This is a genomic window from Streptomyces sp. STR69, assembly GCF_024519455.1.
Lineage (GTDB): Bacteria > Actinomycetota > Actinomycetes > Streptomycetales > Streptomycetaceae > Streptomyces.
This window is the reverse complement of sequence record NZ_JALJRY010000017.1, coordinates 14,288-33,331: the sequence shown is the minus strand read 5'-3', so window position 1 is coordinate 33,331 and position 19,044 is coordinate 14,288. Positions and strand designations below refer to the sequence as shown.

19 protein-coding genes are annotated in these 19,044 nt (G+C 67.7%); 7 read left to right on the top strand and 12 right to left on the bottom strand.

Annotated elements, in window-relative coordinates; translation table 11 throughout:
- Window positions 1-17 precede the first annotated feature (17 nt).
- Window positions 18-620, top strand: coding sequence for a nitroreductase family protein (locus tag OC490_RS29245; RefSeq protein WP_262061015.1), 603 nt, complete (start codon window positions 18-20; stop codon window positions 618-620).
- Window positions 621-639: 19 nt separating this feature from the next.
- On the opposite strand, the gene OC490_RS29240 is transcribed toward OC490_RS29245, so the two are convergent.
- Window positions 640-855 carry a DUF397 domain-containing protein gene (locus OC490_RS29240; protein WP_262061014.1) on the bottom strand — a complete coding sequence of 72 codons (216 nt, stop codon included), beginning with the start codon at window positions 853-855 and terminating at the stop codon, window positions 640-642.
- Window positions 856-1,701 carry a helix-turn-helix domain-containing protein gene (locus OC490_RS29235; protein ID WP_262061013.1) on the bottom strand — a complete coding sequence of 282 codons (846 nt, stop codon included), beginning with the start codon at window positions 1,699-1,701 and terminating at the stop codon, window positions 856-858.
- A gap of 217 nt (window positions 1,702-1,918) precedes the next feature.
- On the opposite strand from OC490_RS29235, the gene OC490_RS29230 reads away from it, so the two are divergent.
- The gene (locus OC490_RS29230) at window positions 1,919-2,551 is read left to right on the top strand and encodes an ATP-binding protein (RefSeq protein ID WP_262061012.1); all 633 of its coding nucleotides are present in this window, start codon (window positions 1,919-1,921) and stop codon (window positions 2,549-2,551) included.
- On the opposite strand, the gene OC490_RS29225 is transcribed toward OC490_RS29230, so the two are convergent.
- Window positions 2,548-3,297 (bottom strand): HNH endonuclease, encoded by a 750-nt coding sequence (locus tag OC490_RS29225; protein ID WP_262061011.1) that lies wholly within the window; start codon window positions 3,295-3,297, stop codon window positions 2,548-2,550. The genes OC490_RS29230 and OC490_RS29225 overlap by 4 nt on opposite strands.
- A gap of 161 nt (window positions 3,298-3,458) precedes the next feature.
- On the opposite strand from OC490_RS29225, the gene OC490_RS29220 reads away from it, so the two are divergent.
- On the top strand, window positions 3,459-4,691 hold the full coding sequence (locus OC490_RS29220) for a DNA cytosine methyltransferase (protein ID WP_262061010.1): 1,233 nt from the start codon (window positions 3,459-3,461) through the stop codon (window positions 4,689-4,691).
- Here the strand turns inward: OC490_RS29220 and OC490_RS29215 are convergent, their stop codons facing one another.
- The 6 genes from OC490_RS29215 to OC490_RS29190 all read right to left on the bottom strand — a co-directional run bounded on the left by OC490_RS29215 (window position 4,692) and on the right by OC490_RS29190 (window position 11,174).
- Entirely contained in the window at window positions 4,692-5,165 is a 474-nt protein-coding gene (locus OC490_RS29215; RefSeq protein ID WP_262061009.1) for a very short patch repair endonuclease, read from the bottom strand.
- Between the two features lie 21 nt (window positions 5,166-5,186).
- A complete protein-coding gene (locus OC490_RS29210) occupies window positions 5,187-6,161 on the bottom strand; it encodes a hypothetical protein (RefSeq protein WP_262061008.1) in 975 nt (324 codons plus the stop codon).
- A 50-nt stretch (window positions 6,162-6,211) separates the two neighbouring features.
- The gene (locus OC490_RS29205; protein ID WP_410099107.1) at window positions 6,212-7,141 is read right to left on the bottom strand and encodes a NaeI family type II restriction endonuclease; all 930 of its coding nucleotides are present in this window, start codon (window positions 7,139-7,141) and stop codon (window positions 6,212-6,214) included.
- Window positions 7,142-7,333: 192 nt separating this feature from the next.
- Complete coding sequence (locus tag OC490_RS29200; protein WP_262061007.1) at window positions 7,334-8,350, bottom strand: SEC-C domain-containing protein; 1,017 nt, start codon at window positions 8,348-8,350, stop codon at window positions 7,334-7,336.
- A 143-nt stretch (window positions 8,351-8,493) separates the two neighbouring features.
- Complete coding sequence (locus OC490_RS29195; RefSeq protein ID WP_262061006.1) at window positions 8,494-9,663, bottom strand: MFS transporter; 1,170 nt, start codon at window positions 9,661-9,663, stop codon at window positions 8,494-8,496.
- A 35-nt stretch (window positions 9,664-9,698) separates the two neighbouring features.
- A complete protein-coding gene (locus OC490_RS29190; protein WP_262061005.1) occupies window positions 9,699-11,174 on the bottom strand; it encodes a beta-1,6-galactanase in 1,476 nt (491 codons plus the stop codon).
- Between the two features lie 217 nt (window positions 11,175-11,391).
- Between OC490_RS29190 and OC490_RS29185 the strand changes: the two genes are divergently transcribed.
- A complete protein-coding gene (locus OC490_RS29185) occupies window positions 11,392-12,183 on the top strand; it encodes a class E sortase (protein WP_262061004.1) in 792 nt (263 codons plus the stop codon).
- A 26-nt stretch (window positions 12,184-12,209) separates the two neighbouring features.
- On the opposite strand, the gene OC490_RS29180 is transcribed toward OC490_RS29185, so the two are convergent.
- The gene (locus OC490_RS29180; protein ID WP_262061003.1) at window positions 12,210-13,622 is read right to left on the bottom strand and encodes an MFS transporter; all 1,413 of its coding nucleotides are present in this window, start codon (window positions 13,620-13,622) and stop codon (window positions 12,210-12,212) included.
- A gap of 68 nt (window positions 13,623-13,690) precedes the next feature.
- Here OC490_RS29180 and OC490_RS29175 point away from each other — a divergent pair, with 68 nt between their 5' ends.
- The 3 genes from OC490_RS29175 (at window position 13,691) to OC490_RS29165 (ending at window position 17,384) form a co-directional block, all read left to right on the top strand.
- Complete coding sequence (locus tag OC490_RS29175; RefSeq protein ID WP_262061160.1) at window positions 13,691-14,227, top strand: winged helix-turn-helix transcriptional regulator; 537 nt, start codon at window positions 13,691-13,693, stop codon at window positions 14,225-14,227.
- A 132-nt stretch (window positions 14,228-14,359) separates the two neighbouring features.
- Complete coding sequence (locus OC490_RS29170) at window positions 14,360-15,217, top strand: fumarylacetoacetate hydrolase family protein (RefSeq protein ID WP_262061002.1); 858 nt, start codon at window positions 14,360-14,362, stop codon at window positions 15,215-15,217.
- Window positions 15,218-15,284: 67 nt separating this feature from the next.
- Window positions 15,285-17,384 carry an acyltransferase family protein gene (locus OC490_RS29165; protein ID WP_262061001.1) on the top strand — a complete coding sequence of 700 codons (2,100 nt, stop codon included), beginning with the start codon at window positions 15,285-15,287 and terminating at the stop codon, window positions 17,382-17,384.
- 31 nt (window positions 17,385-17,415) lie between these two features.
- On the opposite strand, the gene OC490_RS29160 is transcribed toward OC490_RS29165, so the two are convergent.
- Window positions 17,416-17,931, bottom strand: coding sequence for a heme-degrading domain-containing protein (locus OC490_RS29160; RefSeq protein ID WP_262061000.1), 516 nt, complete (start codon window positions 17,929-17,931; stop codon window positions 17,416-17,418).
- A complete protein-coding gene (locus OC490_RS29155) occupies window positions 17,928-19,013 on the bottom strand; it encodes a Gfo/Idh/MocA family oxidoreductase (RefSeq protein WP_262060999.1) in 1,086 nt (361 codons plus the stop codon). Before OC490_RS29155 ends, OC490_RS29160 begins: the two co-directional genes overlap by 4 nt.
- Window positions 19,014-19,044: the final 31 nt, after the last annotated feature.

Below are 19,044 nucleotides of genomic sequence, written 5' to 3'. Positions count from 1 at the left end.
TGCCAGGATCCATCGGCATGGAGTTCTCCGAGGTGGTCCGTCGTAGGCGCATGATCCGTCACTACTCCGACAAGCCGCTGACCCCGGAGGTGACCGAGCGCATCCTCGCCTCCGCGCTACGAGCCCCCTCGGCCGGCTTCTCCCAGGGCTGGGCGTTCCTCGCCCTGACCGATCCGGCCGACCGCGCCCGTTTCTGGCCCTTCGTCCCCACCCGGGTCGAGAAGACCCCGACCATGCAGGACGCCCCGCTGGTCGTCGTCCCCCTGGCCCACAAAGCGGCATACCTGGAGCGCTACGCCGAACCCGACAAGGGTTGGGAGGACCGAGCCGAGGCCCGCTGGCCCGCGCCGTACTGGCACATTGACACGGGAATGGCCGCCCTGCTGATGCTCCTGACCGCGGTCGACGAAGGGCTTGGTGCCTGCTTCTTCGGGATCATGCCGGAGCATCTGGAGCCGTTCCGGGCGGAGTTCGGGGTACCGGACGAGTACGACCCGATCGGCGGGATCACGGTGGGGTACCGGGCTGAGGATGTTCCTGAGCAGGGCGCCCGGGTCGCGAAACGGCGGCGAGCCGCTGAGGACGTTATTCACCGGGGGCAGTGGGGGCGGCATCGCTGAGAGCGAATAACCAGCCTGCTCAGCGCGCTCTCAGCTCCTCCTGCCCCAACTCGTCTATCAGGCAATGCCAGGCGCGGGTTCGGATTACGAGGACAGGGCCATTTACGTCCTTGGAGTCCCGCACGAGCACCCCAGCCGAGGTGAAGGCTGCCTCTACGCACTCGGTCGCATTGGCGCCGCTGTACGACGACTTGAACCAGACGGGTTCGGACACAGGCTGCGGGCCGACAGACATTTACAGCTCCTTGCGGGCGCGATGGATCATCGTGGAGGAAGCCCCCATGTCCAACGCTTGTGCACGCAGATACTCGAACGCAAGTCTGTATCGGTTCAGTTCCTCGTCCTTCTCCAAGAAGAGCGAGCCCGTATGGAAGTCGACGTAGACCACGTCGAGGGTCAGCTCGATGCCGCCGATGATGACGAAGCTGCCCAGCGCGGCACCGTGGGCCCCTTGAGAGAAGGGCAGCACCTGAAGCGTGATGTGAGGCGACTCGTTGGCTTCGAGGAGCCGGTCGAGCTGCTCTCTCATGATCTGCGGCGATCCGACAACGCGGCGGATCACTGACTCATCGAGGATCGCCCAGAGCCGCGGGGGCTTCGGGCGGGTGAGGATCTCCTGCCGTTTCATGCGAATGTCGACCAGCCGCTCGATCTCGGCGGTCTCCAGGGGTACTTCGTTGGCCTTCTGTAGTGCGGTGCTGTAGGCGCGTGTCTGCAAGAGGCCGGGAACATAGACACAGGCGAAGTGATTCTCGTGCACGGCCTCGTCTTCGAGCGTGAGCAGCAGGTTCATGCTCTCCGGGATGGAGTCAGCGAACGAGTTCCACCAGCCCTGCTGCTTGGCGTCCTTCGCGAGCGCGACAACGGCCTTGCGCTCGGCCTCAGTTGCTCCGTACTCGCGGCACAGCGCGTCAACGACGAGCCATTTCACAGGCCCGGCTTGGGTCTCGTACCTGCTGACCGTCGCCTTGGATACGCCGACGAGTACACCCGCTTCTTCCAGAGTCATTCCCTTGCGGGCGCGCAACTTGCGCATCATCGCGCCTAGTTGGCGGCGGCGGGTGGTGGTCCGTTCGGACATTCGGCTCCTTCGCCATGTGCCGGGAGGTGGGCCCGGAGATCCCCATCAGGCTAGGCAGCAGGGGAGCGGACCCACCATCAGATTCACTCGATGGATTCTCGTGAGAAGTTACACAGTGAGAGTTCTCTGTGCCATGCTCGCTCGCAGACCGCTACGCAGTGCAGCCGTACGGACACGGCAGGCGCAGCACGAGCGTGGCTGGGAGGGAGGAGTGGCCATGCCTGGCTACGAAGTTGCTGAACCCCGACTCCGCTGTGTTCTGCCTTTCGAGGCGGCGCCGGCTGAAGTGCGACTGCTTCGGAGAGCCGCCGTCCGCCAGCTGAGCCGGTGGGGCATGCCTGTCGCTGCTGACGAAGCAGAACTGCTGGTCACTGAGCTGGCAACGAACGTCGTCAAGCATGTCGGCCAAGGTGCATCGGCGACCCTGATCCTTGAGTGGAGGGACGAACGGCTGCGACTTGAGGTCCACGACAGGAGCAGTTCGGTGCCCTCGTTGAAGTCAGCGGGCTGTGACGAGGAATGTGGCCGTGGCCTGCACCTGCTCGCGGCCCTGGCGATGGACTGGGGCACGGTTCTGACGGCAGCGGGCAAGGCGGTCTGGTGCGAGATCCCGTTCAACTCGGGACGTTCGTGCCGACGCGTTGAGCGCGCTGTCGAAGCACTTGAGGGCTATCAGGCGGGCGGCGAAAGTGCTGCGCGGCAAGGGAAGGGGCAGGGGATTGGCCTCGAGGAGTCGGCAATTGAGTTGATCGCTGACCTGCTTCACTGGTCCGCCGCGTGCGGCCATGATCCGGACGACTTCCTCGACCGTGCCCAGATGCACTACGAAGCAGAACTGGACGCGGCCTAGTGGGCGGCTGCCTGAAGGTTCTTCTGTATCTGCTCACGAAGGGCAGTCGGTGTGCGCCAGGATTCTCCGGGACGGCTCCTGTGGCACATGCGGTGGCAATTGGCACACAGGCACGCGAGGTCGTCGAGCTTGGTCTCCCGTGTTCCGGAGACGTGGAGGGGAGTGACGTGGTGCACCTCGATGTAGCCCTCGCCCAGAGCTCCGTAGATGCGGCCGAAATCGAAGTCGCATGCCTCGCACTGGAGCCGCCGACCGCGACGCAGTGTCTCCTTGACCTTCAGCGCGCGGAGCTTCGGGTCTCGCTCACGAGCAAGTGCCCGACGGACGAGGAGCCTTCCCTCGATGGCCGTGGCGCCGGACTCGTCGACCTCGTCGGGCTGGGGAGGGATGAGCTGCAGTTCGCCCGAGCCCATGCCGACCTCAATGGCTTCGGCGGCCTGGAGCATCTCAGCTTCGCGGTCACAGAAGGCCTCGACCATGAGCTCGGTGCGCCGTCCGCCACGAGTGGCCTTGCCCGAGTACAGCTTGTGGTTCGTCGCGAAGTCCGAGGTCTTGCGGCTGACGCTGTCAGGCGACCTGAAGCCGGGAAGGGCGAGTGCTTCCGGAGTGTGGATGGGCAGCGCGCGGAGGAGTTCCGACAGCTCCTGCACCTCGCGATCGTTGGTCCGCAGTTCGCGCCAGCCGTTCTTCACGACGAGCGCTCCGGCCAGCACAAGTTCGTCCTCAGCCCATGGCGGCGTCTGCATGACCAATATCGTACGAGCGTTCGGCATGCCGGAGGGTGCGTTCAGCGAACCGCGGGGCGTGTTGCACACTTGGTGCCGTCTCGTTGTCAGTGGGGTCTGTCACCCTCAGTGATGGTGGATCGCAAGATGTGTCTGCCGCTGCACGACTGTAAGGAGGGGACATGACCCGCACGAACGAACCCGAGGGCTCCGTGGAGCAGTCTGAGGAGCCCAAGGAGCCCGAGTTCACCTCAATCGAGATCTGCGCTGGAGCGGGCGGACAAGCCATCGGGCTGCACCAGGCCGGGTTCGGCCACCTCGCCCTTGTGGAGATTGACCCGCATGCGGCTGCCACGCTGGAGAAGAACGTCGCATCTCACCCAAAGTGGGGCTGGGAGAAGGAGAACTGTGACGTCCTGCCCCCGACGGATGTGAACGACTTCAAGCAGGACAGGCACCTGGCCAAAAGTGCGGAGGTGCTTCAGCGCCGCGGACTTGATCTCTTGGCGGGCGGCGTTCCGTGCCCTCCGTTCTCGCATGCGGGCAAGCAACTCGGCAAGGACGACGAGCGTGACCTGTTTCCTCGGATGCTGGCCCTCGTCGAGGAGTTGAAGCCTCGGGCCGTCATGATCGAGAACGTGCGCGGAATCATGGACCCCAAGTTCGATGACTACCGTGACTTGATCCAGGCGAAGCTGCAGAGCGGTTGGTATCGGGGCGAAGACGGTGAAATGGTCTGGGATGAGGGGATGGGCTACACGGTAGGCGAGTGGGACATCTTGGAGGCTAGCGATTTCGGAGTCCCGCAGCTTCGCCCCCGCGCCATCCTGGTTGCCTTCCGCAATGACATCCTGAAGGACCTCAAATACGAGTGGCCTGCCGCAACTCACGAGGATCACGTCAGCGTCGCTGAGGCGCTCGAAGATTCAATGAGGGCGCGCTATGAGCCGTACTTCACCGGCGCCCAGGCAAAAGTGGCTCGCAAGAAGTTCGACGCCTGGCTCGATACCGCGCAGGAGCGCCACAAGGTGCTTGCAGAGAAGGGCGGCGGCATCGCCCCCACCCTGGTCGGCGGATCAAAGAAGCACGGGGGAGCGGACCTTGGCCCCAGCCGTGCCAAGGCCGCGTGGGGTCAACTCGGGGTCGATGGCTTGGGAGTTGCCAATGATCCCGATACCTGCAGGGAGAAGGGCACCCAAAAGCGTGACCTCTTCGGCGAGAACGGGCCCATGCTCACGGTGCAGCAGGCTGCGATCATCCAGGGCTTCCCGCCTGAGTGGCAGTTCTCCGGTGGGAAGACGGCGCAGTACAGGCAGGTAGGCAATGCCTTCCCGCCTCCTGTTGCCAGGGCAGTTGGCAAATCGATCGCTGACGTCCTGCGAGCTGCCCGTGAGCGCGACAACAAGAAGGCGTGATCACTCCTTCTGCTTGGGCTTCGGAGTTGTTCGAGGGCGGCGCTTTGCGACCTCCGCAGCGATCAGGGCGGCGCACTCTGCCGAAGCCTCGTGCTCCCAGAACCGGAGCACCGTCCACCCCGCCTCTTTGAGGTGCTGGTTGGTGTCACGATCTCTGGCCATGTTCCGGGCGACTTTGTCTGACCAGTAGCCGGGATTCGTCTTCGGGGGCACGTAGTGCTCCGGGCATCCGTGCCAGTAACAGCCATCGATGAAGACAGCGACCTTCGCCGGACGGAAGACCATGTCTGCCGTCCGGCGAAGGCCGGGCAGCGGCCTGGCCGCTACCCGATAGCGAAGCCCTTGAGCGTGGACAAGCCGTCGGATCAGACGCTCAGGGGTGGTGTCCCGGCTGCGAATGGCCTGCATGTTCCGGCGGCGCGCTGCGGACGACGCCCACGAACCGCTTGGCGGCTCCCATGGCTCTCCGGACACTGAACGATTTCCTTGTCTCGGCTACAGAATGTCGCCGCTGTTCTTAAGGTCATTCACCAGGGCATCCAGGCCGTTCAGCCCGAGTGCACGTGCCCGGGAGACTCCCTCTTGCTTGAGTGCAGCCAAGTCCGGCCATTGAGTCAGCGGCGAGCTTCCAGCCGGGAGTTCGTTGACTGCCATCCAGGATCCGACCCAGTCAGGGCAGACGTGATAGGTGCGATCCTCGATACTCTCTCGCGCTACGCCTGCGGCGCGGGGGAATTCGGCAGTTGCCATGGCGTAGGGGACGTCGGGTCGGTAACGAGTGAGTGGCACCATTTGGGCGGCCTCTGTGCCGCGGTCGGAACGCCATGTCCACTTCGAGGACAGAGCCGCAACGAGCCGTCCCCCGCTGTCGATGATGAGAATGTCGCTCTTACGGTCTCCCACGTCCCGGCGCATGTGCAGTCCTCGGATGTGGGTCAGGGGAACCTCATGCCGAACCTGCCAGCCCTCCGGAAGGCTGCACTGGATGAAGTGGATCAGGAGATCACGGAAGAGGGTTCCTCTTGAGTTCCTGTCCAGCGCAACAGGCCTCTCGACGTTAACGTTTCGCTCAGTTACGGCCTGCATCCAGAGGGCCAGGACGGCGAGTTCGCCGGCGATGCGTCGTCGTTGTCTGTGGCCCGTGGCTGTGTCGGGAACTTTGTCGTCCAGACGATGCGTGCGTACGGCAGGTGCCCAGCGGACCGGGCCATGCGCGGAGCCGCCGTCAGCCAGGAAAGTTCCCTCGGAGTCGTAAACAGAAAAGCCGGATTCAGTCAGCCAGGCCGGATTCCATCCCAGTTCAAGACGTTCGCAGGCTGCTGCCAGATTCTCGTTCTTCTCTATCTCAATTCCCGCCTGGGAAGCGCAGTTTGACTCGTTCCAGCACAACCCCAAGAATACCGCGCTAAGCGCCGCAGGGTCTCCGAGGTGCTGTTCGACGAGTGCCTTCTTGGCAGGTTGAAGCGGCATGAACTTCTTTCAGTCTTCGACTGTGATGGGCAGTTCGACGGAATGCCAAGCTATGCAACTGCAGTGTGCGATGGCAAGTCCGGGGCTGTTTCCACTGGATCATCTTGCGTTGCGACAGTCCAGTCCCGGTCGGCCAGAGTTACCCGGGGCTGATCGTGATGATGTTCACGTGCCTGAACCACCCGCACGCTCACGAACTCCCCTTCGCGGGGCGTCACGATACCGAGTTGCTCCGCTACGGCGCGGTGACTGTCGTAGTCACCCATGATGAGAATTCCTTCAGGTTGGAGCGCTGAGCGAGAACCGCCATTACCCCGGACCCTCTTCATGTAGTCTTTCTGCTGAGCCACGGTGCGCACTACATTGCGTCCTATGCGGCGTTGCTGTGCACGCCGGAAGAGCTCGTTGAGGCGCTGCTGTCCGGACTTTGATGCAAAGACTGCGCCACGGTCTTGTGAATCCATGTGCAGCAGTACATTTTCCGGGAGTTCGGCGTCGCGCCAGAGCCAGAGAATTTTGTTGCGGTGTTCGGATTTTACGGTGAGCTTGGCGTCGCGGTTGCTGCCTTGGTTCAGCCACTCGCCGCGTACGCGGAAGAGGCCTGCACTCCATCGGCTCGTGTAGTCATCTGCCCAGACGAGCAAGCAGAGATGCCCCATGGCCTCCGGAGGGATCATCCAACCACCGAATCGCTGGGAGTATTTGCAGTCGACCTCGATTCCGGCGATCTGGTAGTCCATGACCTCACCGTCCGCGAACCTGAACTCGCGTTGCAGGTTGATCTCGACCAGCGTCCCGGCGTGAGTCCGCTCGGTTTTGAGAAGGTCAGCCCAGTCGTAGCGCCCAGTTATCTCGCCGTTAAGGAGCTGGTCGATGGTGTCCCGTAGGACCGTGGCGAATCGTTCTCCGAACGGATCTTCGGCCACCAATTCGGCATGAACGGCGCGGAGTTCAGAATCATGCTTCAGTTCCTCGATCAACGCGAGATTCTGTGCACCGTTAAAATCGATAGGCAGCAAGAGACCCCCCTTGAAACGAACTAACTTCAGTATTGGGTATGTTGAAGAAACCCGGTATCTGCGGGGAACCGAGTTTGAAGTAGTGGTCCGTTCCCGTCCGGCTTTTCCCTCAAGCACATCAGCTCGATGTCGTTCAGCGTCAGGCCTGCGCTTTCACTGGCCCTCGCCGTGACACTCCCCATAAGCCCGCCCCGACCCACACCAACAAGAAGCCCCCCGCTGCGGCGGCCAAACCACAGCCCGCCCCCTCGCCGCCAGCGTCGTCGCATACTGCGGCAACAAGTCAACGTCCCCCGGAGAAGCCCCCTCGGACGCAGCGAACGCCTCATAAGAAGGCACGGTCCCCGTAACGATCCCAAGGTTCGGCGTACCGCTCGCCGCCAGCTCCCGCAGCGATCCCTCTATCGTCGCCAGGTGCTCCTCGTGCGACGGGTACTCCTCCGCCAGCGAGGCATACGAGCCGACCAGTTCCGCCAACTCCCCCTCCGGCCAGTGCAGTACGGCCACCGGGAACGGGCGGGACAACGCCTCCCGGAACGCCCCCAGCTCCGCCCGCAGCCGCGAGATCTCGGCTTCCAGTTCCGCCGGGTTGTCGGAGCCCAGTGACCACACCCGCTTCGGGTCGTGCAGCTCGTCCAGAGATACCGACGACGAGTGCAACGTGTCCGCCAGCGTGTCCCACTCGTCGTGCGACACGCCCAGCATCCGCCGTACCCGGTGTCGGCCGAACAGCAACGGGTGGGTGGAGTACGGGGGTTCAGGGACGTCCGTCAGTAGCAGAGCCACCCCCTCCGTGAACGTCTCCTGCGCCGCCTCCAGCTCGTCGTGGGACTCCAGGGACTCCGCGACGATCACCCAGGGGGCGGGATCGCGCGGGGACGCTGTCCGTACGCCGTCGATGATCGCCCTGGCCTCGGCCTCGTGGCCGTACTCCCAGAGGTTCGAGGCTTTTAGGGCTCGTACCAGGTGAGGAGTTTCCAGGTCGTCCGGCGACGACAGCAGGCGGTCGTAGAGCGCGGTGGCGGCGGGGCGGTCGCCGGCCAGTTCCAGGTGGGCCGCGGCCTGGATGAGCAGGGCCTCGGCGTCCTCGGGGTAGCGGGCGGCCGTCCGCTCCAGGCGGGCCGCTTCGGCGGGGTGGTCGACGTTCTCGGCGGGCGTGTCGGGGCGCATGAACGACACGGTACTGCCGATGCCGACACAGATGGAGGCAAGGGGAGAGATATGCCCAGGTCGGCCGGTGAGAGAGGCGTGAGACTGGCGTGGGGAGGTCGCGCCGTGGGGAACACCGGGTGGCTTGCCGGTTTCCGTCGGCTTTACGGGCGACTCCCCTCTACGACCCCTCCTGTCGCCGTGGCCCACGCCGCCCACCCCATGACCGCCACCCCCACCCCCACAATCCCCGCCCCCACGAACAACGGAGCCGAATACCCCCACCCCGCACTGATCACCAAGCCTCCCAGCCACGCCCCCACCGCATTCCCGACGTTCGACGCGGAGACGTTCGCGCTGGCCGCCAACGGCACGCCCCCCGCCGCGTCCGTCACCCTCGTGATCATCCCGGGGACCGTCGCGAACCCGAACGCACCCAGGAGGAACACCAGGATCACCGACGCCGGGCGGCTGCTCGCCAGCAACCCGAACGCCGTCAGCGTGGCCGCCAGCCCGGTCAGGGACACGAGCAGCGTCACGTCCCTGTTGTGGTCCGCGCCCCGGCCGCCCGCGATGTTGCCTACGACCAAGCCCGTGCCGTAGACGACCAGGAGCCAGGCGACGTCTGTCGTGGAGAAGCCCGTGACCTCGGTGAACGTGTACGCGAGGTAGCTGAACGCGCCGAACATGCCGCCGTAGCCGAGGGCCGTGGCCGTCAGGGTCAGCCATACCTGGGTCGAGCGGAAGGAGCGGAGTTGGGCCCGCAGGCCGCCTGCCCCTCCGCTCACCCGCCCCGCCCAGCCCGGTACCAGCATCGCGATCGCCGCCAGCGCCACCGCCCCCGTCGCCGTGATCGCCCAGAACGTCGCCCGCCAGCCCCAGCGTTCGCCGACGAGGGCGCCGAAGGGGACGCCCAGGACGTTCGCCACCGTCAGGCCGGCGAACATCATCGCGACCGCCCGCGAGGCCCGTTCCGGTGGGACCAGGCGGCGGGCGACCAGGGAGCCGATGCCGAAGAACGTGCCGTGGCAGAGGGCCGCCACCACACGGCCCAGGAGCATGGTCGGGTAGTTCGGGGCGATCGCGCAGAGCAGGTTGCCCGCGACGAACAGGGCTACCAGGCCTACCAGGACCGGTTTTCTTGGGAGTCCTGCCGTCGCTGCCGTCACCCCTATCGCGCCTACCGCGACCGTCAGCGCGTAGCCGGAGATCAGCCAACCCGCCGCAGCCGTCGACACGTCCAGGCTCCGGCTGACCTGCGGCAGCAGCCCGGCGATCACGAACTCGGTCAGACCGATTCCGAAACCGCCGAGCGCCAGCGCGAGCAGGCCCAACTGCCCATCCCTGTAACGGAGTTCAGATCCCCCGGTCAGATCACCACCCCGTCGATCTGCAACGTCTGCACCGCCCCCGCCGCGAACGTCGCGCTCACCGTCTTGCCGCTCAGGTACGTGTCCGAGTGGGAGGTGTACAAGTCGCCCCCGCCGCCCGTCACCGTGTTCCAGCGCGGGACCAGGCCGCTCGTACCCCCCGCCACCGTCGTGAACTTGGAGAGGTCGAAGGTCAAAGTCGTCGACGACGAGCCTGTGTTGGCGGCGACGATCACCAACCGCTTCGCCGACGCGTCGTAGCCCGCCGCCGCGTAGCTCACGCCTGTGTCCAGGATCGTCATGCCGGGGCGGATGTGGCGGCTGAACTGGGCCATCACGTAGTACTTCGTCTGCACCGCGCCGGCCGTGAGCGTGCTCTGGTCGTACGCGATCATCGCCCAGCCGGACGACGGGTCCATGACCTGCCAGTAGGTCCACGCCGTCGGGTGCAGCCAGCGGAAGTCGTAGAGCAGGTTGCTCGCCATGGTCAAGCCCGTGGCGTCGCTGTCGCCCGTCTCCGAGTTCCAGAGGGCCTTGCCCGCCGTGGTCACAACGTCCGTGTACAGCAAGTCCCTACGGCCGCCCGAGCCCTGGTAGCCGTGGACGTTGACGCGGTTCACGTACCCCTTCGTCGTGGACGAGAAGGCGCTCCACGTCGTGCGCGCGAGGTCGTAGCTCGTCTCGTCCGACGCCGAGATCTTCGTGCTCGTGAGGCCGCGGCTGTCCAACTCGCTCCGGACGTACGGCAGTACTGCCGCCTGGACCGTCGAGTCCATGTGGCAGCCCTCCTGTGTGCCGGTCGCCGTCCACCAGCTCGACGAGGGCTCGTTGAAGGCCTCGACCGTCGCGAAGTTCACGCCCCAGTTGTTCTTCGCATACAGGGCCACGGCCGCCAAGTGGGAGGCGTGCTGGCGGTAGTTCCAGGACTGGAGGTTGTTGCCGCCGCCCGAGGCGCCCGACGGGTTGTGGTTCAGGCACATCCACCACATGGGGGAGTTGGCGAAGAGCTCGGTCGTGGCTCCCCGTGCCGTCGCCTTCACCAGCATCGCGCGCTGGGTCGCGTCCGCCGTCCACTTCCACGCCGAGGATGTGGGGTCCTCGTTGTTCCAGTCCTGCCAGTAACCCTCGATCTGCTTGAACGCGGGGATGTTCGCGGAGGCGACCATCGACGCGCCGCTCACCGAATTCCAGCTGCACGCGCCGAGGTTGTAGCGGGCGATGTTCAGACCCAGGCCGGGGAGCGAAGTGCCGTTGTACGTCGTCGACTTGGTGGTGAAGAAGATGTCGGCGAAGTCGTCGCGGGCGCCGAAGACGTTCGCCCACCAGGCGAGCGAGGTGCCCCAGCCCTCCCAAGTGCCGTACTTCGTCGCCGGGTTGACCGCGATTGTCGCGTCGGCCCGTGCGGTACCGGTCGCCAGGGCGGTGCCGAGGAGGCCACCGCCCGCCGCGGCCAGCAGGGTTCTGCGTCGGATCATCTCTACTCCCGATTCGCTCGAACGCCGGTCGTCCCACCGGCGTCGGCCATCCCCCCGGCTCGTGCCACCAGGAAGCATCGGGTGTGTTGTGTGGGGTTGTCGAGAGTTGTGACACCCCTTTCTAAAACCCGTGTACGAAGGATCGAACGGGCGCCTCCGCTGTCAACCGGAGTCGTGAGTCTGGTGAGTTGGAGAACCCGCCCTTATCGTGCGGCCCATGCGGGTCCCCGTCGTGCAGCAGCACCGCCGTCGACGCCGTGCGCTGCGCCGACGCGTCCTGTGGACCGGCGGCGAGTTCCTCGTCACCGCCGGGGTCGTCCTTCTCCTCCTCGTCGTCCAGCAGTTGTGGTGGACCAACCGGGAGGCCCGCCGGGGCGCGGAGCATCAAGTGCAGGCGCTGGAAAGGCAATGGGCCACGCAGACGCCGGGGTCGGGGTCGGGACCGGGGGCCACATCGACACCGGCCGACACGGATGCCGCCGACGGCAGTTCACCGCACCGGACCACAACCAACGCCACCGGATCCGGATCCGGAGGATCCACGACCACCCCTCGCCGCTCCCAGGCCTACGCCATCCTCACCATCCCCCGCCTCCACCTCCGCGTCCCGATCGCGGAAGGCGTCAGCAAGCGGAACGTGCTGAACAAGGGGTACGTCGGCCACTATCCCGGTACCCAACAGCCGGGCCAGGCAGGGAACTTCGCGCTCGCCGGGCATCGCAACACCCACGGCGAACCCTTCCGGTATCTCCCGCGACTGCGGCTCAAGGACACCGTCCAGGTCGAGACCGGCACGGCCGTCTTCACCTACACGGTCGACAAGGTCCTGCCGCAGACCTCCGCCGCCGACTCCGGCGTCATCCGGCCGATCCCGCGCTCGACCGTCAAGCCGTCCTACGGCTACAGCGCCCCGGGCCACTACATCACCCTCACCACCTGCACCCCGGAGTTCACCTCCCGGTATCGCATGGCGGTGTGGGGCACGCTCACGTCCACGCGACTCCGGTGAGGGCCCGGTGAGGGCCCGATGAGGGCTCACACCCGCTCCCGCAGCACCACCACGCTCACCGCCGCCAGCATCGCGAGTCCCGCCGACACCACCATCGCGATGTCCGCGCCGCGGGCGAGACCGCTCCCCGCCGACGTGGCGATCGCGATCGTCAGCGCGACACCCGCGCACGAGCCGATGTAGCGGAAGGTCTGCTGCGCGCCTGAGCCCATCGCGGCCCGGGCCGCCGGTACGGACTCCACGGACAGCAGTGGCAGCGCGGCGTTCAGCAGGCCGCTGCCCACCCCGGCGATCACCAGGCCCGGCAGCAACCGGGTCCAGGAACCGGAGTCGAGGGCTCCGAGCATGGTCAGGACGCCGGCCGCGTGGAGCACGAATCCCAGGGCGAGTTGGTGCCGGGAGGAGACGCGGCCCGCGAGGCGGCGGGCCTGGAGGGCGACCGTGAAGGACAGGCCCGACCAGAGGAGGAACAGCCATGCCGTGTCCATCGCCGACAGGCCCAGCGTCTGCTGCAGCAGCGCCGGCAGGAAGCTGAACAGGCCGATCACCGCGAAGCCCGTGAACAGGCCGCCCGCCGAGGAGGCCAGGAAGGGGCGGTGACGCAGCAGGCTGAGGTCGATCATCGGGGTCGTGCCCCGGCGCTCGACGACTGCGAAGACGCCGACGAGGAGTACGGCCGCCAGCAACAGCAGGCCCACCGGGGCGCGCAGCCAGCCGTCGCGGCCGAGCGTGAGTGCGGCGACGAGGGCGACCAGGGCCAGGCCGAAGGTGACCGCTCCGGCCAGGTCGGGGCGTCCGCCTCGGGGCGCGCGGGACTCGGACAGCGTTCGGACGCCGATCGCGGCCACGGCCAGGGCGGCGGCGCCGAGGACGGCGTAGGCCCCCCGCCAGTCGGGCATCGCGCCGGTGACCAGTGGGCCGAGGGCTATGCCGCCGCTGACGAACGCGCCCCACACGCCGGTCGCGTGCAGTCGGCCGCGCGGGGTCGGGAAGGCGTGCACGATCAGGCCCAGGCTGCTGGCCAGCAGTGCCGCGCTGGAGGCGCCCTGCGCGATGCGGGTCAGGGTGAACAGCAGGGTCGAGGAGGTGAGCGCGGAGAGCGCTGTGGTGATGCCCAGCGCGAAGGTGCCGGCCAGGAAGATCCGACGGCGGCCGTAGTCGTCGGCGAGGCTGCCGGCGACCAGGAGCAGCGCGGCGAGGCCGAGCGGGGTGCCGTTCAGCAGCCAGGCCTGGGCGGAGAGCGGGGTGTGCAGGGCGGCGGCGATGTCGGGGAGCGTGACCATCGGCGCGGTGTACGTCATCAGCGCCACGGCGGTGGCCGCGCTGGTCAGGGCGAGGGTGGCGCGAGGGCGGGGCGCGCCGTCCTCGGTGACCTCGGGCTTTTCCGGAACCTCGGCAAGGGTTCGCTCGGTAAGGGTTCGTTCACTGAACCTAGTCATGTGGAGTACCGTAACACCGTAGGTTCGTTCATTGAACCTTGAGTCGCAAAATGACTAAGGTGGTCGGCATGGCACTGGGCAAGGACTACGCGACGCAGGAGTGCTCGATCGCCCGGGCACTGGAGGTGGTCGGCGAGCGCTGGACGCTGCTCGTCATCCGCGACGCCCTCTACGGCGTCCGGCGCTACAACGACTTCCTCGCCCACCTCGGCATCCCGCGCGCGGTCCTCGCCGCCCGCCTGCAGGCGCTCACCGCCGAGGGCATCCTCGAAAAGCGCCGCTACCAGGAGTCGCCCCCGCGCGACGAGTACGTCCCCACGGACCGCGCGCTCGCCCTCTGGCCGACGGTGCGCTCGCTCGGCCGCTGGGGTCGCGAGCAGTTCGACGAACCCCAGCTGCGCTACTTCCGGCACGCGGACTGCGGCACCGAACTCGGCTGGTACGGCGAGTGCCCGCGCTGCGCGGTCGTCGTCCCCGTCGGTGACGTCCTCGTGGAGCCGGGCCCCGGACTCGACCCGAACCCGGCGGACCCGATCAGCCGCGCCCTCCTCAAGCCACGGCGACTGCTCCAGCCGTTCGAGAGCGACCCGGCAGCGGGGCAGTAGGGGTCGGTGTTCACGGTCCAGTCCGTGAACCGGGTATTGCGGACTGGACCTTGAGCTTGGAGGATCGACCAGTCATCCGATGGCTGCACCCATCGGTCGACGGCGCCCGCGCGATCGATGGAGATGGTGAAGATGAAGCTGCTGCGAGTCGGTACGGCAGGGGCAGAGCGGCCCGCGCTGCTCGACGCCGAGGGGATCCTGCGGGACCTGTCGGGCATCGTCCCGGACATCGACGGACCGCTGCTCGCCGACAGCGCCGCGCTCGGCCGGATCCGCGCGGCGGCCGACGCGGGCTCGCTGCCCGCGCTGGACGCCGACGGGCTGCGGGTCGGGCCGCCGCTGGCGCGGATCGGCAAGGTCGTGTGCATCGGGCTGAACTACCACGACCACGCCCGCGAGACCGGCGCCGAGCCGCCCGCCGAGCCGGTGGTCTTCTTCAAGGCGGCGGACACGGTCGTCGGGCCCTACGACACCGTGCTCGTCCCGCGCAGGTCGGTGAAGACCGACTGGGAGGTCGAACTCGCCGTCGTCATCGGCCGTACGGCCCGCTACCTGGACTCCCACGAGGAGGCGCTCGCGCATGTCGCGGGGTACGCGGTCGCGCACGACGTGTCCGAGCGGGAGTTCCAGATCGAGCGGGGCGGGACCTGGGACAAGGGCAAGAACTGCGAGACGTTCAACCCGCTGGGGCCGTGGCTGGTGACCTCCGACGAGGTGCCGGATCCGCAGGCGCTCTCGCTGAAGTTGTGGGTCAACGGGGAGTTGAAGCAGGACGGCACGACCGCCGAGCAGATCTTCCCGGTCGCCGAAGTGGTGCGCTACGTAAGCCAGTTCATGACCCTGTACCCGGGTGATGTCATCAACACCGGTACGCCGGCGGGGGTCGCTCTCGGGCAGCCCGAGCCGAAGCCGTTCCTGCGGGCCGGGGACGTCGTGGAGCTGGAGATCTCCGGACTCGGGCGGCAGCGGCAGGAGTTGAAGGACGCCTGACGAACAACAGGGAACCATTGTGATGTGAATCACCGGAACGCCCGTCGCCTGTAGGACAGTTCCGAGTATGACGTACACCCCCACGGCCGCGGGTCCGGCGCTCGACACGGCACCGGACCCGCGGCCCGCCCATGCGGCGAGGCCACCGCTGCGGCCCGACATCCAGGGGCTGCGCGGCGTCGCCGTCACGCTCGTCGTGCTGGCGCACTCCGGAGTCCGGCACGTCGCCGGCGGCTATGTCGGGGTCGACGTCTTCTTCGTGATCTCCGGATTCCTCATCACCTCGGGCCTGTTGCGCGAGACGGAGCGCTCCGGTTCGCTCTCCCTGCGGCGCTTCTACGCCCGGCGTGCCGTGCGCATACTCCCGCTGGCGACCCTGGTGTCGCTGGCCACCATCGTGGGCTGCCGGCTCTTCGCCTCGAAGATCCGCTACGCCGAGTTCATGCACGACGCGACGGCGGGCGCGCTGTACTTCGTGAACGTCGACCTCGCGCGGTCGGGCACCGACTACCTTCGGGAGGGCAGCTCGCCGTCGCCCTTCCAGCACCTCTGGTCGCTGTCCGTGGAGGAGCAGTTCTACCTCCTGTGGCCCGTACTCCTGCTCGTCAGCTGGAAGTTGATCCGGCGCCCGTGGCTGCGGGTCCTGCCGCTCGGCGCGTTGTGCCTGGTGTCGTACGTCCTGGGTGTCCGGGCGACCGAGTCCTCGCCGTCCTGGGCGTACTTCGGTCCGCACACCCGGCTGTGGGAACTGGGCGTCGGAGCCCTGCTGGCCTTCGGCGCCGGGTCACTTGACCGTATTCCGCGCCAACTGGCCGCCGCCGGTGTGTGGTTGGGGCTGGCCGGCATCGTCGCGGCGGCGACGCTGTACGACGCCGACACCCCGTTCCCCGGCCATTTCGCGCTGCTGCCCGTGCTCGGCGCCGCCCTGGTGACAGCGGGCGGCTGCCGCGCCGCCGCCCCTTCCGCCGCCTCCCGGCTGGTCGGGGTGCGTCCCCTGGCCCGGCTGGGCGACCTGTCGTACGGCTGGTACCTCTGGCACTGGCCGCTGCTGGTGATCGGCCCCATGGCCCTGGAACGGGCGGCCGGGCCCCGGACGAACCTCGCGCTGTGCGCGGTGGCCCTGGCGCTGGCATGGGTGAGCCTGCGGCTGGTGGAGAACCCGATCCGGTTCAGCGGCGCGCTGCGTCAACGACCCATGGTGGCCGTGGCGTTGGGCCTCGCTCTGTCCGCGACGGTCGTGTCCGTCTCCGTCGTCTCGACGTCCTTCCCGCCACCGATCGGCTCCACCGCCCGCGTGCCCGGACTGGCCGAGGCCCTGACGAAGGCACCGGACCCCCAGGCCCGGCTCGCCGGCCTCCTCGCCGGCTCGGCGACCGCGCTGCCGCGCAACCTGTCACCGGAACTCACCGCCATCAAGGCGAAGCGCTCGGCCGTCTACCGCGACAGCTGCCACCTCAACTACGTCGTCACCCGCTCGCCCGCCTGCGTCTACGGGGACCCTTCGTCCACCAAGGTCGTCGTCCTCTACGGCGACTCCCATGCCGCCCAGTGGTTCCCGGCGTTGGAGAAGCTGAGCCGCCAACACGGCTGGAAACTCGTGTCGTTGACGAAGTCGTCCTGCAAGACGGCCGACATCACGATCATCAACAACCATGGCCCGTACACCTCGTGCGACACCTGGCGGAAGGACGCGCTGGAGCGGATCGCCGACCTGCACCCGATGCTGGTCGTGGCCTCCTCCTCCGAGGTGGCCGCGCCGTTCAAGCCGATGACGGACCCGCCGGCCGAGTGGACGGCGGGCTACGGACGCGTCTACGACCGCCTGACCCGCACCGCGGACCATGTGGCCGTCCTGCTCGACACCCCCTGGCCGCAGGGCGACCCCGTCGAATGCGCGTCGACTCATCCCCTGCGGCTGGAGAAGTGCGAGCCGGACCAGCGGGACGCGACCAAGAACCGCACCCTCCGGGAGGCCAACCGCCAGGGCGCACTCCGGGCCGGCGCCACCGTGATCGACCCGAAGCCCTGGCTCTGCCCCTCGTCGGGCCGCTGCCCCGTGGCCGTCGGCGACACCTTCGTCTACCGCGACGAGAGCCACATGGCGGAGACGTACGCCGAGGCGCTGACTCCGGTGCTGGGCCAGGAACTGCGGAAGCTGGGGGTGTGAGGGCCACGCCGGCGCGGACTCACGCTCCGGATCAACTCCGGTCGTCGTCCAGGAACTGCTCCAGCGCCGCCACCACGAACCGGTGGTCCTGCAGTTGCGGCAGCCCGCTCACCGTCACCGTGCCGATCACGCCGACGCCCTCGACCCTGATCGGGAACGAGCCGCCGTGGGCCGCGTACTCGTCGGGGTCGAGGCGGGAGGAGTCCTCGAAGGTGCTGCCCTTGGCGCGGAAGCGGGTGCCGACCAGGTAGGAGGCGGCGCCGAAGCGCTCGACCACCTTGCGCTTGCGGTCGATCCACGCGTCGTTGTCGGGGGTCGACCCCGGCAGCGCCGCGTGGAAGAGCTGCTGGCCGGCGCGACGGATGTCGATGGCGACCGGGGCCTGGCTCTCGCGGGCGAGTTCCACGAGGAGGGAACCCAACGCCCAGGCGTCGTCGTGGGTGAAGTGCCGGAACACCAACCGGCGTTCCTGCGCCTCGAGTTCCTCCACCGTCGGGGTGATCTCCGGGGCGATCCGCTGGGTGATCGCGGGCTTGTTCTGGGTCACAGGGTCACCGTCACTCCGTCGCGGGCGCTGCGGCGCGCGGCTTCCAGTACGTCGAGGGCGGCAGCCGCCTCCAGGGCGGTCACCGGGTTGGGGGCGCCGTCGCGGAGGGCGGCGGCGACGGCCGCGTAGTACGCGGGGTAGTCACCGGGGAGGGTGGGTTCGGGGCGGCCACCGCCGGTGAGCGGGGACTCGCCGGAACCGACCCGGCCGTAGAGGGAGTCGGGTTCCTCGCCCCAGCCGTCCGTCGCGCCCGGGCGCTTGCCGTCCCTCAGGTCCGCCTCCTGAGGGTCGAGGCCGTACTTGACGTAGCCCGCCTTGGAGCCCAGCACCCGGAAGCGCGGGCCGAGTTGGGCGGTGGTCGCGGAGACGTAGAGATGCGAGCGGACGCCGTTCGCGTGGGTCAGCGCGATGAACGTGTCGTCGTCCGTCTCCGCGCCCGGCCTGCGGATGTCCGACTCGGCGTACACGGAGGCCGCGGGCCCGAAGAGGGTCAGGGCCTGGTCGACGACGTGGCTGCCGAGGTCGTAGAGGAGACCTCCGATCTCTGCCGGGTCGCCGGACTCGCGCCAGCCGCCCTTGGGCTGCGGGCGCCAGCGCTCGAAACGGGACTCGAAGCGCCATACGTCGCCCAGCTCGCCCTCGGCCAGGAGCTTGCGGAGGGTCAGGAAGTCGTTGTCCCAGCGGCGGTTCTGGAAGACGGAGAGGAGCAGGCCGTGCTGCTCGGCGAGGGCCGCCAGCTCGCGGGCCTCGGCGGCGGTGCCGGCGATCGGCTTGTCCACGACGACCGGCAGACCGGCCTTCAGGGCGCTCGTCGCGAGCGCGACATGCGTCTTGTTCGGCGACGCGATGACGATCAGGTCCAACTCGGCGGCGCGGTCCAGGAGTTCGTCGGGTGACGCGGCGATGCGGACATCGGGGAACTCGGCGCGGGCCTGGTCCTGCCGCTCCGGGTTCGAGGTGACGACCGTGTCGAGGGCGAGGCCCTCGGTGGCGGCGATCAGCGGGGCGTGGAAGACGGAGCCCGCGAGGCCGTAGCCGACGAGGCCGACGCGGAGAGGTGTGCGAGTGGTGCGTCCAGTCATGCCCTCCACTTTCGCAACGCTGTTGCCAAAG

What these genes read in the sequence shown, in the direction of transcription:
- OC490_RS29245 (WP_262061015.1), top strand. Translation starts at nt 18, where the DNA reads ATGGAGTTCTCCGAGGTGGTCCGTCGTAGGCGCATGATCCGTCACTAC.
- OC490_RS29240 (WP_262061014.1), bottom strand. Translation starts at nt 855, where the DNA reads ATGTCTGTCGGCCCGCAGCCTGTGTCCGAACCCGTCTGGTTCAAGTCG.
- OC490_RS29235 (WP_262061013.1), bottom strand. Translation starts at nt 1,701, where the DNA reads ATGTCCGAACGGACCACCACCCGCCGCCGCCAACTAGGCGCGATGATG.
- OC490_RS29230 (WP_262061012.1), top strand. Translation starts at nt 1,919, where the DNA reads ATGCCTGGCTACGAAGTTGCTGAACCCCGACTCCGCTGTGTTCTGCCT.
- OC490_RS29225 (WP_262061011.1), bottom strand. Translation starts at nt 3,297, where the DNA reads ATGCAGACGCCGCCATGGGCTGAGGACGAACTTGTGCTGGCCGGAGCG.
- OC490_RS29220 (WP_262061010.1), top strand. Translation starts at nt 3,459, where the DNA reads ATGACCCGCACGAACGAACCCGAGGGCTCCGTGGAGCAGTCTGAGGAG.
- OC490_RS29210 (WP_262061008.1), bottom strand. Translation starts at nt 6,161, where the DNA reads ATGCCGCTTCAACCTGCCAAGAAGGCACTCGTCGAACAGCACCTCGGA.
- OC490_RS29200 (WP_262061007.1), bottom strand. Translation starts at nt 8,350, where the DNA reads ATGCGCCCCGACACGCCCGCCGAGAACGTCGACCACCCCGCCGAAGCG.
- OC490_RS29190 (WP_262061005.1), bottom strand. Translation starts at nt 11,174, where the DNA reads ATGATCCGACGCAGAACCCTGCTGGCCGCGGCGGGCGGTGGCCTCCTC.
- OC490_RS29185 (WP_262061004.1), top strand. Translation starts at nt 11,392, where the DNA reads ATGCGGGTCCCCGTCGTGCAGCAGCACCGCCGTCGACGCCGTGCGCTG.
- OC490_RS29180 (WP_262061003.1), bottom strand. Translation starts at nt 13,622, where the DNA reads ATGACTAGGTTCAGTGAACGAACCCTTACCGAGCGAACCCTTGCCGAG.
- OC490_RS29175 (WP_262061160.1), top strand. Translation starts at nt 13,691, where the DNA reads ATGGCACTGGGCAAGGACTACGCGACGCAGGAGTGCTCGATCGCCCGG.
- OC490_RS29170 (WP_262061002.1), top strand. Translation starts at nt 14,360, where the DNA reads ATGAAGCTGCTGCGAGTCGGTACGGCAGGGGCAGAGCGGCCCGCGCTG.
- OC490_RS29165 (WP_262061001.1), top strand. Translation starts at nt 15,285, where the DNA reads ATGACGTACACCCCCACGGCCGCGGGTCCGGCGCTCGACACGGCACCG.
- OC490_RS29155 (WP_262060999.1), bottom strand. Translation starts at nt 19,013, where the DNA reads ATGACTGGACGCACCACTCGCACACCTCTCCGCGTCGGCCTCGTCGGC.